The 16,699-nt window shown below is 31.9% G+C and carries 18 protein-coding genes; 6 read left to right on the top strand and 12 right to left on the bottom strand.

Annotated elements, in window-relative coordinates; translation table 11 throughout:
* Positions 1–70 precede the first annotated feature (70 nt).
* A complete protein-coding gene (ftsH, locus tag GCL57_RS07210; protein ID WP_152212681.1) occupies positions 71–2,044 on the bottom strand; it encodes an ATP-dependent zinc metalloprotease FtsH in 1,974 nt (657 codons plus the stop codon).
* A 158-nt stretch (positions 2,045–2,202) separates the two neighbouring features.
* Positions 2,203–3,246 (bottom strand): tRNA lysidine(34) synthetase TilS, encoded by a 1,044-nt coding sequence (gene tilS / locus GCL57_RS07205; RefSeq protein WP_152212680.1) that lies wholly within the window; start codon positions 3,244–3,246, stop codon positions 2,203–2,205.
* Between the two features lie 215 nt (positions 3,247–3,461).
* On the opposite strand from tilS, the gene GCL57_RS07200 reads away from it, so the two are divergent.
* Entirely contained in the window at positions 3,462–4,661 is a 1,200-nt protein-coding gene (locus GCL57_RS07200; RefSeq protein WP_152212679.1) for an aminotransferase class I/II-fold pyridoxal phosphate-dependent enzyme, read from the top strand.
* On the opposite strand, the gene GCL57_RS07195 is transcribed toward GCL57_RS07200, so the two are convergent.
* The gene (locus GCL57_RS07195) at positions 4,651–5,541 is read right to left on the bottom strand and encodes a shikimate dehydrogenase family protein (RefSeq protein ID WP_152212678.1); all 891 of its coding nucleotides are present in this window, start codon (positions 5,539–5,541) and stop codon (positions 4,651–4,653) included. The genes GCL57_RS07200 and GCL57_RS07195 overlap by 11 nt on opposite strands.
* 246 nt (positions 5,542–5,787) lie before the next feature.
* On the opposite strand from GCL57_RS07195, the gene GCL57_RS14780 reads away from it, so the two are divergent.
* The gene (locus GCL57_RS14780) at positions 5,788–6,183 is read left to right on the top strand and encodes a hypothetical protein (RefSeq protein WP_161597647.1); all 396 of its coding nucleotides are present in this window, start codon (positions 5,788–5,790) and stop codon (positions 6,181–6,183) included.
* Between the two features lie 129 nt (positions 6,184–6,312).
* Here the strand turns inward: GCL57_RS14780 and GCL57_RS07185 are convergent, their stop codons facing one another.
* A complete protein-coding gene (locus GCL57_RS07185; protein WP_152212676.1) occupies positions 6,313–6,528 on the bottom strand; it encodes a hypothetical protein in 216 nt (71 codons plus the stop codon).
* 477 nt (positions 6,529–7,005) lie between these two features.
* Here GCL57_RS07185 and GCL57_RS07180 point away from each other — a divergent pair, with 477 nt between their 5' ends.
* Entirely contained in the window at positions 7,006–7,650 is a 645-nt protein-coding gene (locus GCL57_RS07180; RefSeq protein WP_152212675.1) for a hypothetical protein, read from the top strand.
* 5 nt (positions 7,651–7,655) lie between these two features.
* Positions 7,656–8,120: a hypothetical protein gene (locus tag GCL57_RS07175; protein WP_152212674.1), complete on the top strand. Its 465-nt coding sequence runs from the start codon at positions 7,656–7,658 to the stop codon at positions 8,118–8,120.
* Here GCL57_RS07175 and smpB read toward each other — a convergent pair.
* Positions 8,117–8,653, bottom strand: a complete 537-nt coding sequence (smpB, locus tag GCL57_RS07170; protein WP_281349648.1) for an SsrA-binding protein SmpB — start codon at positions 8,651–8,653, stop codon at positions 8,117–8,119. The genes GCL57_RS07175 and smpB overlap by 4 nt on opposite strands.
* A gap of 20 nt (positions 8,654–8,673) precedes the next feature.
* Here smpB and GCL57_RS07165 point away from each other — a divergent pair, with 20 nt between their 5' ends.
* Together GCL57_RS07165 and GCL57_RS07160 are read left to right on the top strand one after the other, a co-directional pair.
* Entirely contained in the window at positions 8,674–9,537 is an 864-nt protein-coding gene (locus tag GCL57_RS07165) for a prepilin peptidase (protein WP_152212672.1), read from the top strand.
* 24 nt (positions 9,538–9,561) lie between these two features.
* Positions 9,562–11,574 carry an ATP-dependent helicase gene (locus tag GCL57_RS07160; protein WP_152212671.1) on the top strand — a complete coding sequence of 671 codons (2,013 nt, stop codon included), beginning with the start codon at positions 9,562–9,564 and terminating at the stop codon, positions 11,572–11,574.
* On the opposite strand, the gene GCL57_RS07155 is transcribed toward GCL57_RS07160, so the two are convergent.
* From GCL57_RS07155 to GCL57_RS07125, 7 genes are all read right to left on the bottom strand, one after another.
* The gene (locus GCL57_RS07155) at positions 11,563–12,321 is read right to left on the bottom strand and encodes a hypothetical protein (RefSeq protein ID WP_152212670.1); all 759 of its coding nucleotides are present in this window, start codon (positions 12,319–12,321) and stop codon (positions 11,563–11,565) included. The two genes, GCL57_RS07160 and GCL57_RS07155, sit on opposite strands and share 12 nt — an antisense overlap.
* 12 nt (positions 12,322–12,333) lie before the next feature.
* Positions 12,334–12,450, bottom strand: a complete 117-nt coding sequence (locus tag GCL57_RS15190) for an HNH/endonuclease VII fold putative polymorphic toxin (protein WP_152212668.1) — start codon at positions 12,448–12,450, stop codon at positions 12,334–12,336.
* Between the two features lie 248 nt (positions 12,451–12,698).
* A complete protein-coding gene (locus GCL57_RS07145) occupies positions 12,699–13,457 on the bottom strand; it encodes a hypothetical protein (protein WP_152212669.1) in 759 nt (252 codons plus the stop codon).
* A gap of 12 nt (positions 13,458–13,469) precedes the next feature.
* Complete coding sequence (locus GCL57_RS15185; protein ID WP_152212668.1) at positions 13,470–13,586, bottom strand: HNH/endonuclease VII fold putative polymorphic toxin; 117 nt, start codon at positions 13,584–13,586, stop codon at positions 13,470–13,472.
* Positions 13,587–13,834: 248 nt separating this feature from the next.
* Positions 13,835–14,593 carry a hypothetical protein gene (locus tag GCL57_RS07135; RefSeq protein WP_152212667.1) on the bottom strand — a complete coding sequence of 253 codons (759 nt, stop codon included), beginning with the start codon at positions 14,591–14,593 and terminating at the stop codon, positions 13,835–13,837.
* 168 nt (positions 14,594–14,761) lie between these two features.
* Complete coding sequence (locus GCL57_RS07130) at positions 14,762–15,643, bottom strand: hypothetical protein (protein WP_152212666.1); 882 nt, start codon at positions 15,641–15,643, stop codon at positions 14,762–14,764.
* Between the two features lie 242 nt (positions 15,644–15,885).
* Positions 15,886–16,692, bottom strand: coding sequence for a hypothetical protein (locus GCL57_RS07125; protein WP_152212665.1), 807 nt, complete (start codon positions 16,690–16,692; stop codon positions 15,886–15,888).
* Positions 16,693–16,699: the final 7 nt, after the last annotated feature.

Raw genomic sequence — 16,699 nt, 5'->3', positions numbered from 1 at the left:
AAATTTTAAAACAAATCCACCCAAAAATGAAATATTTTGGATGGATTTATTTACGAAGATACAATAAAAATTAAGCAGGCGTAGGTGTTGTATTTAATGGATTGAGATTGTTTTCATTTGCTGTATCAAGTTTTGAACCTGCTCCATCAGCACCCTCTACATTGCCACTCAAAGTCTTTTTAATTTGAATTTCTTTGATTTTCTCAGAATTCGCATTGTTATTAATTATTTCTAGGAATTCTTCGCTGTCGAGAGTTTCAACTTCGAGTAAAATGCTTGAAACCTTTTCAAAAACATCCATGTGTTCAACAAGAATTTGTTTTGCCAATTCGTATTGAGTGTTGATAATCTTTGAAACTTCCATGTCGATTTCATGAGCAAGAGTTTCAGAGTAATTACGTGACTCTCCCCAGTCCCTTCCTAAAAATGGATTTTCACTTTTCTGTCCGAAGTTTATAGGCCCAAGGCGGCTCATACCAAATTGACAAACCATGCGACGTGCGAGGTCTGTGGCTTTTTGAATGTCATTTGAAGCACCTGTGGTAAACTGAGAGAATTTAATTTCTTCTGCAGCACGTCCGCCCATTGCATAAGCTATAGTCGTCAAGAGGTCTTCTTTAGAGTAGCCATAAACATCTTCTTTTGGAAGATATGCAGTCACCCCAAGCGCTTGACCACGTGGAATAACAGTAATTTTATGAACATTATCACGTGACTTTAAGAAGTGAGAAACCAAAGCATGGCCTGCTTCGTGATACGCTGTAACACGAATAGTTTCTTTAGGAAGAACCGCACTTCTGCGCTCTGGTCCCATTAATATTTTATCTTTTGCAGATTCGAAGTCTTTTTCAATAACACGTTTCATGCCATTGCGAGCTGCCATAAGTGCTGCTTCGTTACAAAGATTTTCAAGATCAGCTCCTGAAAAACCTGGGGTACCAAGTGCAATGCGTTCAACGTTGATATCTTCAGCGTGCTTAATTTTTTTCATGTGTACGCCTAGAATTTCTTTACGGCCGCGTACATCAGGAAGGCCAACCATTACCCGTCTGTCAAAACGTCCAGGTCTTAAAAGTGCGGGGTCAAGAACATCAGGGCGGTTTGTAGCAGCAATAACGATGACGGCATCGTTGGCTTCAAAGCCATCCATTTCAACCAATAATTGGTTCAGAGTTTGTTCTCTTTCATCATGTCCACCACCAACGCCTGCACCACGGTGTCTACCAACGGCATCGATTTCGTCGATGAAAATAATACAAGGAGAATTTTTCTTGGCATTTTCAAATAAATCACGCACACGTGATGCACCAACACCAACAAACATTTCAACAAAATCAGAGCCTGAAATAGTAAAGAAAGGAACTCCGGCTTCGCCTGCAATAGCGCGTGCGAGCAAGGTTTTTCCTGTACCAGGAGCGCCCATCATAAGAACGCCTTTAGGAATTCGAGCACCAATTTCTTGGAATTTTTTGTGGTCTTTAAGAAATGCTACGATTTCGGAGCATTCTTGTTTGACTTCTTCAATGCCAGCAACGTCTTTAAACGTTACTTTATTTGCACCTTCAGATTGAAGCTTTGCTCTGCTTTTACCGAAGGACATTGCTTTACCACCAGCTCCTTGCATATTGCGAAGGAACATAAGCATAAGTCCAACAATTAATATTGCAGGAAGCCACATTGTTATAAGGCTTACCCACCACACGCTGCCATCATCTGGTTTTTCATAGTTTATTGGTATTTTTTTGGCTTCGAGTTCTTTACGTAATTGAGAACGTACACCATCATCTGCAGGACCATAAGTTGTCACAGTTGAGTTGTCTTTTAATTTCGCAACAATTTCATCGCCACGCAAATTATCAGAACGCACTGTAACACTCACAATGCTTTGTTGATCTCCAAGGGGTTTCTCAACATAACTTTGAAATTGTGGATAAGTTTTTTGAATATCTTCATGAGGTTTGTATAAAAACTTAAAAGATAAAGCAAATAAAACTATAATCGCTGCCCACACCAGCGCGGCTTTTAACCAGGATTCTTTACCCATTCGAGCTCCTTACCTTTCACTTTAGCCTCTGGTTTGGTTGGAGGCAATCAAGTATCATCTTATGCTACAAAACGGGCGATCTCTACACCCTTTGGAACAGTTTGCAACGGTACCACACTAAGTCAAGTCATTCCTTATCGGATACTTTATTCAGACTTCTATATTTTTTCTCTAAAAACATCTATCTCAATGTTTTCATTATTTTTTACTAATTGAATTCCCCAGCCAGAACTTATTTTAATCTCTTTTTTAATTATCTTCTTTTTATACATAAGCTCCACTTCATAGAGAATATTGTCTATACAGTTTTTTGTCACAACCCCTAACAAGCTTTTTTCTTTTTGGATAAGGACATGAAAAAGCTCAGAAGATTTTGTTTCCTTATCAATTGTATAATGATTGCATTTGCTTGATTTAAGAAATGATTCATTTAATTCCAACTGCTCAATAGCATGCTCTGACAGTTTATGAAATGCCTGTTGATAATTAGGTCGTAGTTTTTTTAAGTGTTGAAGAATATTATTTCTCACATAATTTCTATCATAATCATTATTAAAATTAGATAAGTCTGTTCTATATTCAATTTTAAATTCGTTAGAATAATTTTCTATTTCTTCATAATTAAATTTGCAAAAAGGTCTATAATAAATTTTATCATCCGAAAATTTTTGAATGCCTTTTAACCCTTGCAATGCAGAGCCACGCAAAACATGAAGTAACACTGTTTCCACATGATCACGAGCATGATGCGCGGTCACAATAAAATATTGCACACAATTTAATTCAATTTTCATTTTTTCAGATAAAAGATGAGCTTTATTTTTGCGCCATTTTCGTGCACTGTTTTGAAAGTTGTTACCTTCTTTTGTAAAAGTCTCTTCATCAGCTATTTCTTGATAAAAAGGAATACCTGTTTTAAGACAAACTTTACAAATAAGTTCAGCATCTTTATCTGATTCTTCGCCACGTTTTTTATGATTAAAATGTTGAGCAATTAATTTAAAGCTATTTTTAGAATTAAAATATTTTGAACTAAGCACCTTAGAAAGCACATGCAAAAGACACATGCTATCCATTCCACCTGAGACTTGAAGGTTTAATAAAATTACTTTTCCAGAAAAGCCTAATTGAGTTTCAATTTGTAATAAATCTGACAGTATTTTGTATTCTAGTCGAGTTAAATTATGCCCTCGCTTTTCCATTTTATCCTCTTCGCATACATTATAAATTCAGATTGGTTTTCAAGATTTTTAAGACCCCAAGCACAAGCTTGATAGAAAAGTTGTTTCCTGATAACACAAAAATGATAGCTCCTCTTTCAAAGACTCGCTTTCATATGCTGCCAATAAAGCATAAAATAAAGGTGTTTTATAGTAATAATATATGAAAGTTATTAAAATAATCTAAAGGTATTAAGATGCAAAGTACTAATCGGATCGCAAGGCGCTGGAATACAACAGGCAAAAGTATTTTTTCTGAAATGACTGCTCTTTCTAAACTGTACAATGCGGTCAATTTAGGCCAAGGGTTTCCAGATTATTATGGCCCCACGCGCCTTCTTGAAGCGATTTCGAAACAGGTCTTAAGTTGCCACAACCAATATTCTCCATCACATGGAGAAGAACCTTTGCGAAGAGAAGTCTCCTATTTTGTTGAATCTACTACTGGAGTTATTTACGACCCCGACTCTGAAATCACAATCACTTCAGGGGCATCTGAAGCTCTTTACAGTGCAATCAATGCATTCGTGAACCCTGGGGATAAGGTGTTGGTGTTTGAACCTGCTTTCGATCTTTATTATCAAGCTATTGCAAACGCAGGTGGAGAAGCCGTGCCAGTGAGACTTCACTCTCCAGACACTCCTGTGGGAGTTCGTGGTGGAGGTTGGAGTATTGACTGGAGTGAATTTGATTCCGTGGCAGCCGGCGGGTTTTCTCTTATTGTTTTTAACTCACCACATAACCCATCTGGCAAAGTATTTAGTGAAGAGGAAATTGATCGTATTTCTTCAAAAATACTTAAAAATAATGCAATTGTTTTAAGTGATGAAGTGTATGAAAATCTAACCTATGATTCACACAACCACATTTCTCTCTGTACAATTCCAAAAATTCAACATTTAGTTGTTAGAATTAGCTCTGCAGCTAAAACCTTTGGTTTTACAGGACTCAAAACAGGTTGGATTTGTGCTCCTGCAAATTTAACTGACGCCATTCGCATTGTACATCAGGCCACTGTTTTTTGCACCAGTCCTTTTACCCAACTGGGACTAGCAGAAGTCATGTCCGATAAAAACTGGCTAGAAAGTTATTTAAACGAACAGAAAAAAAGCTACGCTGCTAAAAGAAATTATTTGAAATCCGTTTTAGAAAGGGCTGGCTATCAATTGAGTAAGTGTGAAGGAACATTTTTTATTACTGCAAATTTTGAAGGACTAGCAGGTGATATGTCAGATGTGCTTTATGCAAGACAACTCGTTGAAACTCATAGAGTTGCAACAATACCTGTATCGGTATTTTATAAACATCCTCCAAAAAGTTTACCTTGGATACGTTTTGCATTCTGTAAAAAAGACGAGACTCTTCATACAGTCGCCGATTTACTTCTCAACTCTTAACTTCAATTCCTGTCCATAAAGCAAAGCTTTTTTTTGCTTGAGAAATAAGCATTCTCTTGCCGTTTATTGCTTTAATTTTATTATCTTTTGCATATAAAATAGCTTTGCTATCTATATAAATGAGATCAAAATAAAAAATATTTTTGTTCTGAGTTATTTTTAAAGTGTGCTCCATTGCCGAAATTGCAAATGGATTTACATCTAAACTATTTTGACCAATTGGAATTGTATTTATGATTAAGACTTTTATTTTGTCGTCGCAATCAAAACTAAGACATTTAAATAACTTTTCAAACTCTAATGAATTTACAGCGACTTTTCTTTCATTAGAGAGGAAAGGAAAATGCTCTTTAGTTTTTTCTGGAGAGCGCGTTGAACAAACAATTTTTAAACAGTTCTTATCTTCTATGCAATTATAAATTGCAGATGCTGCGGCCCCGCCTCCCCCAAGTACGAGTGCAATATATTTTTCACCAGTTTTTACAAGGTGTTGAATTGAATCTTGCACACCAAAAATATCGGTATTGTCCAAGCACCACTTTCCTTTGTCATTTCTGTATATTGTATTTGCTGCATGAATTGTTTCTACTCTTTTGGACAATTCAAATAAATTTGATTTCAGAATCGTGTTTTTAAATGGAAGAGTTATATTTCCACCAATAAAACTATCTGTATCAATAAGATCTTTAACTAAGCTTAAAAAAACATCTTCACTTTTAACAGGCATTGACAGGTAAACACAATTTAGTTTTTCTCTTAAAAACCATTCTGTGTGCATTGCGGGTGACAGAGAGTTTTCAATTGAGTCGCCAAAAAGAAAACAATATTTTGTTTTCCCATCTGGGACAAAAGAAGTCTTCACTGAAATCATTTTTTTCATATAACAACCTATAATTATACATTTTTATTAAAAATTAAGCTGCCTTTTTTAAAGGCTTTTTGTCAAAATATGTTTAAACTGCAAGCAGACTCACAAAATAAACTCAAGGTATTTTTACCGATGACGATAAAAATTGAAAGCGCAAATAGAATGCGTCGTGAAGATGCTCGATTGCGCAATCACCGCGTCGAGAGGACGCTATGTGGCTTGTATAAACGTCTTCAGTGATGTGAGAGAGGAAACGTCATGGTAACGAGAAGAAAAAAAGCTGGTACGAAAGCAAAAACGACTGGCAAAAAACGTAAAAAAACGACTAAGGCTAAATCTAGCAAAACAAAAAGAAAAGTTGCTAAAAAAGCCGGAGCGAGAAAAACCAAAGCAAAACGCGCTGGTAAAAAAACTACAGCTACGAAGAGAAAACGTAAAAAAACAGGAGTTAAAAAAACTGTTGCTACGAAGAGAAAACGTAGAAAGACAACTGTAAAGAAAACTGGAGTTAAAAAGACAAAGAGAAAAGCTAAGAGAAAGACTAAACTTTCTGTAGTTTCAAAAACTCGTAAACGGAAAGCTAAAAGAAAAACTTCAGCTAGAAAAGTTGTTGCAAGAAAAACTTCCGACAAACATCTCAAAAAAGCAGGCTAAACTTTGCTTTAACCTGATTCTTAAAATGCAGAATTGTTTTTAAAACAATCTGTCCTGCCTCATAAGCCTGACTTTTTAAAAGTCAGGCTTTTTCAATATGTTTTAATTTAATTTTTATTTATTAATAATTTAGGAAGGAATATTGTTTTTTTCATTTCTACTTTTAAGATCGTCAGTTAATTTATTTAATAATTCTGAAGAAATAGCAACGATATCTTTATCTGCAAGCCCATAAGATCTTAAATCTTTAAAAATACTTTCTGCAATTGATTTTGTCGTGTTGGCAGAAGATCCTAAATTTGAACTTTGATTCAAATTTTTTATTGTATTCAAAAGAGTATGCATGTATATCCCCTTTATTAGGTTAAACGCAAAATTTTTGTCTCAGTAAAAAAATAAAATGACAAAAATTTACAACTTAAATTAGTAAGCAAAAATTATGCCGTTATTTTTTCTAACAAATCTTTAGCTTTTATAAGCCATTCGATTTTTTTTAACTTAAAGTGTGTCTTTTGTGATTCAGTTTTTTCATAAAAAAGAGACACAGACAAAATTGCATCATATTTAAGCTTTAGTAAAGTCTTTAAGTTATTCTTGTCAATCGCACACAAATTTGTTTGACATCACTTTTCATGTAGTTAGCAAACAAATATTCTGATAACCTATTTGTATTCAAGGAATCTAAACCAAAGAGATTGGAGCATAGACAAAAAATTGTCTTGACCGTTGCAATCTAAAGTCGCATGTATTTGTTGGCCAATGTTTAAGGGCTTGTTGTTTGCTGTATTTTATAAAATGAGAAGAAGCCATCAAGGAGAAGCTATGGATATGCACGAACTGATTAGGCAAATGGAACGAGCTGAAAGAGTATGGCCTGATGAAAGGCCATGGGCTATACAAGTCCTCGCAAGCTACTTACATGTTCAACCTCCAGAGTTGCTGGGTCTTTTTCGTCAAATCAACCCAACACTTGAAACTGAACGAGATCAAGTACTTCCAGAAGATTTGCGCCTATTAAAAGCTTACTGTGAACGAATTATCGAAAGAAATTCACAAGAGAGTATTGAAGACAAACGCAGAGAGCAGGTACGCGCTCGCAAAACAATTCAATCTCTTTCACCAAAAATTGCCGAAATGATTGCTGCACGCGATCATGTTCGCGCCTTAAACTCATATATTTATTTGCTCGGAGAAAGTGGAGAATACGCTCTTCCAGAAGAAAAAGCACAATGGTATGAAGAAATGGGTCGACTGTGTTTAAAAGTCAAGCGTCATCCAAATGAAGCAGCTCGCTATTTCCGCTCTGCTGTAAATGCTTTAAGCTTGCTCGAAGATGCTGATGGCATTCAAGACCTGCTTGAAACCTATGATGAAGAATTTCAAGGGGACGAAGCACGTCGTTCATGGGATTCCGTTATGCTAACTGGAAAAGAATCTTTAACCAAATTAACATGCAGTGTGAGCTAATCGTCATGAAAAAGTATTTTACAATCGCAACACTTTGCTTGGCAGCACCTTTTTTTATAGTTGGTTGTGCATCATCGCCAAAAAATCCAAATTTACCTTCTGAATCTGAAAGTGAAAATTATAAAATTAATGGTTATTTGGTTGTAGATGGAATTGACAAAGACACTGTTTCCCTAAAGCTCGATAAAGAGGATAAAATTGCAGTTGTTGTCCGCGATATCAGCACAACCTCTTACTCTTATTTAGAACCTCGCTACCACAATACATTTGTCAATTATGAAGGAAAAGCTTCTTGCTGCATGCCTAAAAATGGGCTCATAGGTGCATCTGGCAGCTCAGTTTATAAGTTTTCATTTATAGGTAAAGGCAAAACAACTATAAAACTTATAAAAAGACAAAAAGGACTACTTACCACTGCAGTAAGCTTTGATACAGATGAAGTTTTTAACATAAATGTTGAAGTCGACTAATATCTCTTCATTGCTTTTTGAGCTTCTTTTTTAGCATCTTTTTGTTTTTCAGCATCACGTTTATCGTGGTTCGCTTTACCCTTAGCGAGCCCCAGTTCAATTTTTACACGATTGTTATCATCAAAATAAATTTCGAGCGGAATAAGCGTGTAGCCTTTTTGGCGGGTTGCTGCATCGAGGCGTTCAATTTGATTTCTGTGCAAAAGCAATCGTCTATCTCTTTTTTCGTTATGATTTAAGTAGCTTGCATGTTTTAACGAAGGAATATAAGCATTTACAAGCCAAGCTTGTCCATCACGCACCATGGCATAGCCTTCAACAATGCTCCCATGACCATCGCGAAGTACTTTAACTTCACTTCCTTTTAAACTAACGCCTGCTTCTATCTTTTCTTCGATATAGTAGTCGTGCCAAGCTTTTCTGTTTTTTGAGATTGATTTCATAGTTTTCTCATGTTCAATTCTATTGTTTAGCCTTTTACTGTAATTTATAAGGCAGAAACTATCCGTTAGAATAGTTGATTGAAGACTCATAATTTGTCAAGGAAAAATAAATGCCAATCGAGTTAAATACATTGAATATAATTTTCGGATTATTTGTTTTTATATTTGGAATTTGTATTGGAAGTTTTTTAAATGTGGTTATTTATCGATTGCCAAATAAAATCTCGCTTATATTACCAAGAAGTTCTTGTCCTAGTTGTAAAACAATTATTTCTCCATTTGCACTTATTCCATTATTGGGCTACATTTTTACAAGAGGAAAATGTCAAAAATGTAAAACAAAAATATCTATACAATATCCTTTTGTAGAATTTTTATGCGGTATACTAAGCGTTATTGTCTTTTTTAAATTTTTAAACCCATATATTATTCTCGATTCATTCCCCATTTTATTCTCAGTAGATTTTACTCATTTTGGACGATTTCATTACTCAGGTTATGTCCCTTTTTTTGTGTCACTTTGGCTTTTATATACTGGAATACCTCTTTCATTTATCGACTTAAAATATAAAATATTACCAAACTCTATCACACTACCAGGTATTTTAGTTGGCTTTGCAATGAGCTGTCTCAACCCTGATTTGGGTTGGTTAGAAAGCTTAATTGGTATTGCCTGTGGAGCAGGAGGACTATTTTTTATTTCAAAATTTTATGAGTATTTTAGAAAAAAAGAAGGCATGGGCATGGGAGATATAAAATATCTCGGATTCATCGGCGCAGTGTTAGGATGGAAAGGCGTTATTTTAACTCTTTTTATGGCGAGCTTTATTGCAGCTATAATAGGTATTATATGGGCTATTTATTCAAAAAAAGGACTTTCGGCTGCAATACCTTTTGGCCCTTTTTTAGCAACCTCCGCTTTTATTATCAGTGTATTCGGAAATGATATGAATGCTTATATTTATTTTGGTTAAATTAACAAAGGTAATTAATTTTTAATGCAACATATTTTAACTCAATTAAATAATGAACAAAGAGAAGCCGTTATTTCCTCAAAAGGAGCTTTACTCGTTTTAGCGGGTGCAGGTACTGGTAAAACAAAAGTTATAACTACAAGAATTGCATGGATGATACACTCTGGAATTCGGCCTGAAAGTATTGTTGCAGTGAGCTTTACCAATAAAGCAGCTAAAGAAATGCAAGAAAGACTCGCAATACTTGTAAGCGAAAAAATTGCTAGAAAAGTTGAACTCTCTACATTTCATTCTTTTGCATTAAAAATATTACGAAATTACCATGCTGAGTTTGGGCTGCAAAATAAGTTTTCAATTTCTGACGAAGGTGAAAGTCGAAATTTACTTAGGGAATCTATTCGAGAATTTAACCTTGAAGATATTCTTTCATTGCAAGATGCCGCACAAAAAATATCTCATTTTAAAGATTGTCTATTTACGGATGATGACTTCACTAATAAAAAAAATATTTTTGACAGTAAAATTTTAAAACAACTATTTAATGCATACAATCGCAGACTTCGATTATATAATTTGATAGATTTTGATGATATTGTTTATTTAACTGTGCTTGGATTTAAAAATAATCCAAGCCTTCTTGAAAAAATTCAAAATAATATTTCGTTTTTAATGGTCGATGAATTTCAGGATACAAGTCATGCTCAATTTGAATTCATTTGTATGCTGTCTTCAAAATCAAGAAATATTTGTGTTGTGGGCGATGATGATCAAAGTATTTATTCTTGGAGAGGCGCAAAACCCTCAGTCATTTCAGATTTTTTAAATAAATTTCCAGAAGCAAAAAAAGTGACTTTAGAACAAAACTATCGTTGCAGTCCAAATATTCTCAATGCAGCAAATAGTGTGATCAGAGAAAATACGGAGCGTCTTGGCAAAGAACTTTGGAGCAAACAAGAAAATATTCATTCTGTTATAATCCATGAGTGTGAAAATGAAAGAGATGAATCAATATTCGTTGCTGACAATATCTGTTATTTGCAAAAGAACAATCATTCATTTAATTATGATGATGTGGCAGTATTAGTCAGATCAAATAGTCAGACTCTATCACTTGAACAAGTCTTTGCTGAAAAAAAAATTCCGTACCATATTAATGGGGGGACACAGTTTTTCGATAGAAAAGAAGTTCGAGATCTTTTTTCATATTTAAAACTTGCTCATAATAATTCTGATTTAAATAGTTTATTTCGTATTATGAATCTTCCTAGTAGAGGCATTGGAATAACAACGCTTGAAAAAATTAAAGAAACATATTTTAATGCATACAAACAAAATTCAAAAATAAGTATTATAGAATCCTTAACCGATCTTGCAAAAACTCACAAAGGGATACTCGAATTTATTAATTTATGGAATATTTTCGGTACCAAACTAAGACATTCTGAAAACATCGTGGACATTTCGTCTGCACTCAAGGAGTGCTATGAAAATATTGGGTTGAAAAAAGATATTTTAGTGTCTTCAGCCAATATGCAGATTGCTCAATTCCGAATGGAAATCGTAGGGAGAGTTCTTAAAGTTATAGAAAAACTTGAACTGGAAAAAGAAAATATACAATCAGTTATTGATGCTCTTCATCTCGATGAAGCAAAATTTGATCGTGCCAATGACAATTCTGGAAAAGTTCAAATTATGACAATACACGCTTCTAAAGGACTCGAGTTTCCAAATGTCTTTTTAATTGGAGTCGAAGAAGGTATTTTACCCCATGAAAGAAGCTTAACCATAAAAAATGGAGAGCAAGAAGAACGTCGGTTATTTTATGTAGCCATTACGAGAGCTAAATACAGACTTCTCATTTCTCATTGTGGATTTCGCAAAAAAGGACGTTCAAGCAACTCGGAAAGAGAGCCTAAGCCTTCGCGCTTTCTGACAGCAATACCTCGCCATTTAGTTGAATATGGTAAGACAGATCCTTCATCTGAAGAAGCAAGACGAATGGAAGCTGCTCGAAAATTATTTGATCTATTTCGTTGAAATAAATATTTTTTCAAGAGTTAACTCGCTTAAATTGACTATATTTAATTTCGGATTATCTTGCATTATTTTTTCATAAATTAAATCTATTTTTTCAGTTTCTCCAAAAATATCTAAACCATATATACCATCATGTGTTTCTCCTGATATTAGAAAATATATATCACCCTGTCTACATACATATTCAATAGTAGATAAGTTATCAATATTATAAATATTTAAAAATTCATCTTTTAAATGAATATCTCTTGTTGAAAGATAAAAACTCTTATTATAATATTCTCGATGAACATTTCTCATAATAAATTCTTCTATATGATCTTTTGTTATTGAGCACATAGCCGAATATACAACTTTTCCCTTATCATCCATAGTTTTAATTTCTTCAGATGCATTTATTTTTTCATAAAATGAAATGTCATCACCATCTTTCTTCAATTGTTTCCATAATTTTAAATAATTTGTGATTCTATTATTCTCAGAATAGTAGCATGAAAGAGTAAAGTATAATGTTCCTGTAGGAGTTATAATTTCTTTAATAATTCTTGATAAATTTTCATATATATGGATCAATTCTTGATTGTCTGCCCAAGGTAGTATCTTTTCATATATTTTAATGACTTTTAAAGAACTTAAATAATCATTTTCTTTTATATATTTTTTTGTTTTATAATATTTGAAAAGCGGAAAAATAATATTATCAACATAGTTGTCTTTTCCTAAATGACATTTTAATATATTTAACATTCAATATTTCCTTTAATAATCATAATGAGAATTTTCTTTTGGTCCGTTATAGTGGGAGCCTCTGTTTTGAGAATCATTCTCTCCAAAAAAATGACCTTGGCTATGGTGCTGAATAACTTTAATGATCATAAAAAAACATCATAATGATTTATATAAGATTCATTTTCTTGGGAATATTTTCATGATCTTTTTCAAAACCTCTATGTTGTTTTAATGTATCATTCCCAAAATGGAATGGGTATTATATTTTTTTTGTGCGCCTGTTTTCCCATAATTGAAGAGGCATCTATTGATGCCAATTAAACACAAAAACTTGTTTAAGTAGAGAAATGAGCATCCATATTTTGAAAATATTTTCCATCACTCAATTTACAAAATTACTTTGGAATGGAAAATATTTTTTCAAGAGTTAACTCGCTTAAATTGACTATATTTAATTTCGGATTATCTTGCATTATTTTTTCATAAATTAAATCTATTTTTTCAGTTTCTCCAAAAATATCTAAACCATATATTCCATTATGTGTTTCTCCTGATATTAGAAAATATATATCACCCTGTCTACATACATATTCAATAGTAGATAAGTTATCAATATTATAAATATTTAAAAATTCATCTTTTAAATGAATATCTCTTGTTGAAAGATAAAAACTCTTATTATAATATTCTCGATGAACATTTCTCATAATAAATTCTTCTATATGATCTTTTGTTATTGAGCACATAGCCGAATATACAACTTTTCCCTTATCATCCATAGTTTTAATTTCTTCAGATGCATTTATTTTTTCATAAAATGAAATGTCATCACCATCTTTCTTCAATTGTTTCCATAATTTTAAATAATTTGTGATTCTATTATTCTCAGAATAGTAGCTTGAAAGAGTAAAGTATAATGTTCCTGTAGGAGTTAAAGTTTCTTTAATAATTCTTGATAAATTTTCATATATATGGATCAATTCTTGATTGTCTGCCCAAGGTAGTATTTTTTCATATATTTTAATGACTTTTAATGAGCTTAAATAATCATTTTCTTTTATGTATTTACTATTTTTAATACTTGGGAAAAATGGACAAATAATATTATCAACATAGTTGTCTTTTCCTAAATAACATTTTAATATATTTAACATTCAATATTTCCTTTAATAATCATAATGAGAATTTTCTTTTGGTCCGTTATAGTGGGAGCCTCTGTTTTGAGAATCATTCTCTCCAAAAAAATGACCTTGGCTATGGTGCTGAATAACTTTAATGATCATAAAAAAACATCATAATGATTTATATAAGATTCATTTTCTTGGGAATATTTTCATGATCTTTTTCAAAACCTCTATGTTGTTTTAATGTATCATTCCCAAAATGGAATGGGTATTATATTTTTTTTGTGCGCCTGTTTTCCCATAATTGAAGAGGCATCTATTGATGCCAATTAAACACAAAAACTTGTTTAAGTAGAGAAATGAGCATCCATATTTTGAAAATATTTTCCATCACTCAATTTACAAAATCACTTTGGAATGGAAAATATTTTTTCAAGAGTTAACTCGCTTAAATTGACTATATTTAATTTCGGATTATCTTGCATTATTTTTTCATAAATTAAATCTATTTTTTCAGTTTCTCCAAAAATATCTAAACCATATATTCCATCATGTGTGTTTCCTGATATTAGAAAATATATATCACCCTGTCTACTTAAATGTTCAATTATAGTGATATTATCAATACTATAAATATTTAAAAATTCATCTTTTAAATGAATATCTCTTGTTGAAAGATAAAGTCTCATATCATAATATTCTCGATGAACATTTCTCATAATAAATTCTTCTATATTGTCTTTTGTAATTGAGCACATAGCCGAATATGCGACTTTTCCCTTATCATTCAGAGTCATAATTTCTTCAGATGTGTTTATTTTTTCATAAAATGAAATGTCGTCACCATCTTTCTTCAATTGTTTCCATAATTTTAAATAATTTGTGATTCTATTATTCTCAGAATAGTAGCTTGAAAGAGTAAAGTATAATGTTCCTGTAGGAGTTAAAGTTTCTTTAATAATTCTTGATAAATTTTCATATATATGGAGCAATTTTTGATTGTCTGCCCATGGTAGTATTTTTTCATATATTTTAATGACTTTTAATGAGCTTAAATAATCATTTTCTTTTATGTATTTACTATTTTTAATACATGGGAAAAATGGACAAATAATATTATCAACATAGTTGTCTTTTCCTAAATGACATTTTAATATATTTAACATTCAATATTTCCTTTAATAATCATAATGCGAATTTTCTTTTGGTCCGTTATAGTGGCTTTTTGAATATATTAATAAGCATTAAAATTCTCTAAATTTTTAATATATAGCATAATGTTTAGTTGTTTTTCAAAAATTATTCTCACTAATGTTTTATTTTTTCTATATATATTAGATAAATTTAACTTTTAATTTGTCAGAAATAATAAGATCATTTAAAGATTTTATTTCCCCAATTTTAACGTTCTGATCATCAAAGTATTCAAATGGAATGTTCGATAATTTTAGAACTTCTTCAAGCTCTTTACGGTGAATTAAAAAAGATTGTTCTTTTATTTGTTTTGGAATGAGTACAAGATCGGAAGGAGGAAGCATAAGTGGCATGTTTTCTTGCAACATGATTAATGTTTTTTTCCCTATGTTTGGATCTCTGTCATAATCCCATATGGAAGTGTAATAAATATTATCAAATTCTATTGTCTGTAGTTTTGACATTTGTGAAAAATAGAATTCAGCAAAGTCAATGCCTTTTTCAGTGGATAACATTTGATATTTTTCAAATGTTTTAGAACCAAAATACATTGATCTTCTTGTTCCAATAATTTCAATTTCTCTGTCTTGTACAAGAGAAAGTAAAGCATTTGTATCAAATTCTAAAGATTTTTTTATCCAGTTCTGATTATATTCATCTTTAAACTCTTTGATACTATATTTTTTAGTTGTTTCATATAAAATTGGCTTATTCACTCGACTGGATTTAAAATTTTCTGCAAAATATAAAATAATGCTTAACGCAAGATCGAAATCTTGATAGGATGAAGCAGATAGAATTCTTACATTCATTACTTTTGTATCAGAAGAATAATTAAGCTCAATTGCTCTGCAAGTATTTTCTAGTGGTGAAAATCGCAGTCCCTCCTGTGGCCAAGTTTTAATATCAAATTTCTCATCGGCACTTTCTTCTTCCAAACATACAATATTATGATTTTTAAAATATTCTCTAAATTTATTGTATGATATTTTTTCACATTTTACCTGGAAGTCATAGCTCATAATTTATTTTAATCCTTTTATATAGTATTTTCTTATACACGAGACCTTAATAATTAGAAAAATTCAATAAACTTAAGTTCTTCAGAAAAACCAATGAGTTAAATCAAAAATTCATTGATTTAATATTATATATAAATTTATAAAATTTGAAAAGATTAAATCTGTTATTTTTTAGCAATTGTATCAGAAACAAACATATCCCTGAAAATCGTTTAAGGAGGATGGAATTCAATAAAAATTCACTAATTTTTATTTAGTTTTTCATCAATAATTTGTTGAACAAGTTCTTCACTGTGATCACTCCATAATGATTTCTGATCGACTAAATTTCGGTCAAAAAAATGATGCCTTCCTAAATGTTGCATAATTCTTTCTTCTTCAGCATATCCTTCGGGAGTGCCATGAAATCGATGAGAGGGGTGAGTGACAATAAAATAACCATCATTTATTTTTTCAATAATATAAGAGGTAAGAGTTTTAAATTTATCCTCACCAATTCTTTCAACAAGTTCTTTGCCAAGGAAGTTCACCCAACTGATTTGCGGAATTGTAATTCCGAATCCATAATAATCATATAAAGAAATTATGTCACCGTATTGATGAGAGGAGTCATAATTATCTGTCTTTCTAGTAAACTCATATCTTGTAATAATTACCTTTGAGGATTGAATGTTTCCATAGTAAGATTTAAACAATGGAAATAATAATTTAAAAAATTTAATCATATATTCTGAATTTTGACCCATGCTAAAAAACACTGTAAAAACGTTTTCATTATTATGATAATATCCAATCATACCATTTAACTTAGGTTTGTTTTTTCTTCTAAACATGGAGCAGTTGTCAGGCCATTCCTTGACTAAGCCTTCTATGCCTAATTCAGCAACGAGAAATTTTTTTTTAACCCCTTCTGCAAAGAAAAATTCTTCGGGGCGTAAATCGTCTTCTGCACTCAGCCAGTGTTCTAAAAAATTTTTTCCAAATTCTTTTTCTTCCATATCAGGATGGCATGCGAATAATTTTAATTTTAAATAATTTTTTGAAAACATTTTTTTC

This window comes from Fluviispira multicolorata (genome assembly GCF_009208585.1).
GTDB lineage: Bacteria > Bdellovibrionota_B > Oligoflexia > Silvanigrellales > Silvanigrellaceae > Silvanigrella > Silvanigrella multicolorata.
Note: the sequence above shows the minus strand (reverse complement) of the source record. Positions and strands in the feature narration are given on the sequence as shown.

Excerpts from the sequence above, each read along its gene's own strand:
- GCL57_RS07160 (WP_152212671.1), top strand. The coding sequence starts at position 9,562 with ATGCAACATATTTTAACTCAATTAAATAATGAACAAAGAGAAGCCGTT.
- GCL57_RS07130 (WP_152212666.1), bottom strand. The coding sequence starts at position 15,643 with ATGAGCTATGACTTCCAGGTAAAATGTGAAAAAATATCATACAATAAA.
- GCL57_RS07200 (WP_152212679.1), top strand. The coding sequence starts at position 3,462 with ATGCAAAGTACTAATCGGATCGCAAGGCGCTGGAATACAACAGGCAAA.
- GCL57_RS15190 (WP_152212668.1), bottom strand. The coding sequence starts at position 12,450 with ATGATCATTAAAGTTATTCAGCACCATAGCCAAGGTCATTTTTTTGGA.
- GCL57_RS07145 (WP_152212669.1), bottom strand. The coding sequence starts at position 13,457 with ATGTTAAATATATTAAAATGTTATTTAGGAAAAGACAACTATGTTGAT.
- smpB (WP_281349648.1), bottom strand. The coding sequence starts at position 8,653 with ATGAGTCTTCAATCAACTATTCTAACGGATAGTTTCTGCCTTATAAAT.
- GCL57_RS15185 (WP_152212668.1), bottom strand. The coding sequence starts at position 13,586 with ATGATCATTAAAGTTATTCAGCACCATAGCCAAGGTCATTTTTTTGGA.
- GCL57_RS07180 (WP_152212675.1), top strand. The coding sequence starts at position 7,006 with ATGGATATGCACGAACTGATTAGGCAAATGGAACGAGCTGAAAGAGTA.
- GCL57_RS07135 (WP_152212667.1), bottom strand. The coding sequence starts at position 14,593 with ATGTTAAATATATTAAAATGTCATTTAGGAAAAGACAACTATGTTGAT.
- GCL57_RS07195 (WP_152212678.1), bottom strand. The coding sequence starts at position 5,541 with ATGAAAAAAATGATTTCAGTGAAGACTTCTTTTGTCCCAGATGGGAAA.
- tilS (WP_152212680.1), bottom strand. The coding sequence starts at position 3,246 with ATGGAAAAGCGAGGGCATAATTTAACTCGACTAGAATACAAAATACTG.
- GCL57_RS07185 (WP_152212676.1), bottom strand. The coding sequence starts at position 6,528 with ATGCATACTCTTTTGAATACAATAAAAAATTTGAATCAAAGTTCAAAT.
- GCL57_RS14780 (WP_161597647.1), top strand. The coding sequence starts at position 5,788 with ATGGTAACGAGAAGAAAAAAAGCTGGTACGAAAGCAAAAACGACTGGC.
- GCL57_RS07165 (WP_152212672.1), top strand. The coding sequence starts at position 8,674 with ATGCCAATCGAGTTAAATACATTGAATATAATTTTCGGATTATTTGTT.
- GCL57_RS07175 (WP_152212674.1), top strand. The coding sequence starts at position 7,656 with ATGAAAAAGTATTTTACAATCGCAACACTTTGCTTGGCAGCACCTTTT.
- ftsH (WP_152212681.1), bottom strand. The coding sequence starts at position 2,044 with ATGGGTAAAGAATCCTGGTTAAAAGCCGCGCTGGTGTGGGCAGCGATT.
- GCL57_RS07155 (WP_152212670.1), bottom strand. The coding sequence starts at position 12,321 with ATGTTAAATATATTAAAATGTCATTTAGGAAAAGACAACTATGTTGAT.
- GCL57_RS07125 (WP_152212665.1), bottom strand. The coding sequence starts at position 16,692 with ATGTTTTCAAAAAATTATTTAAAATTAAAATTATTCGCATGCCATCCT.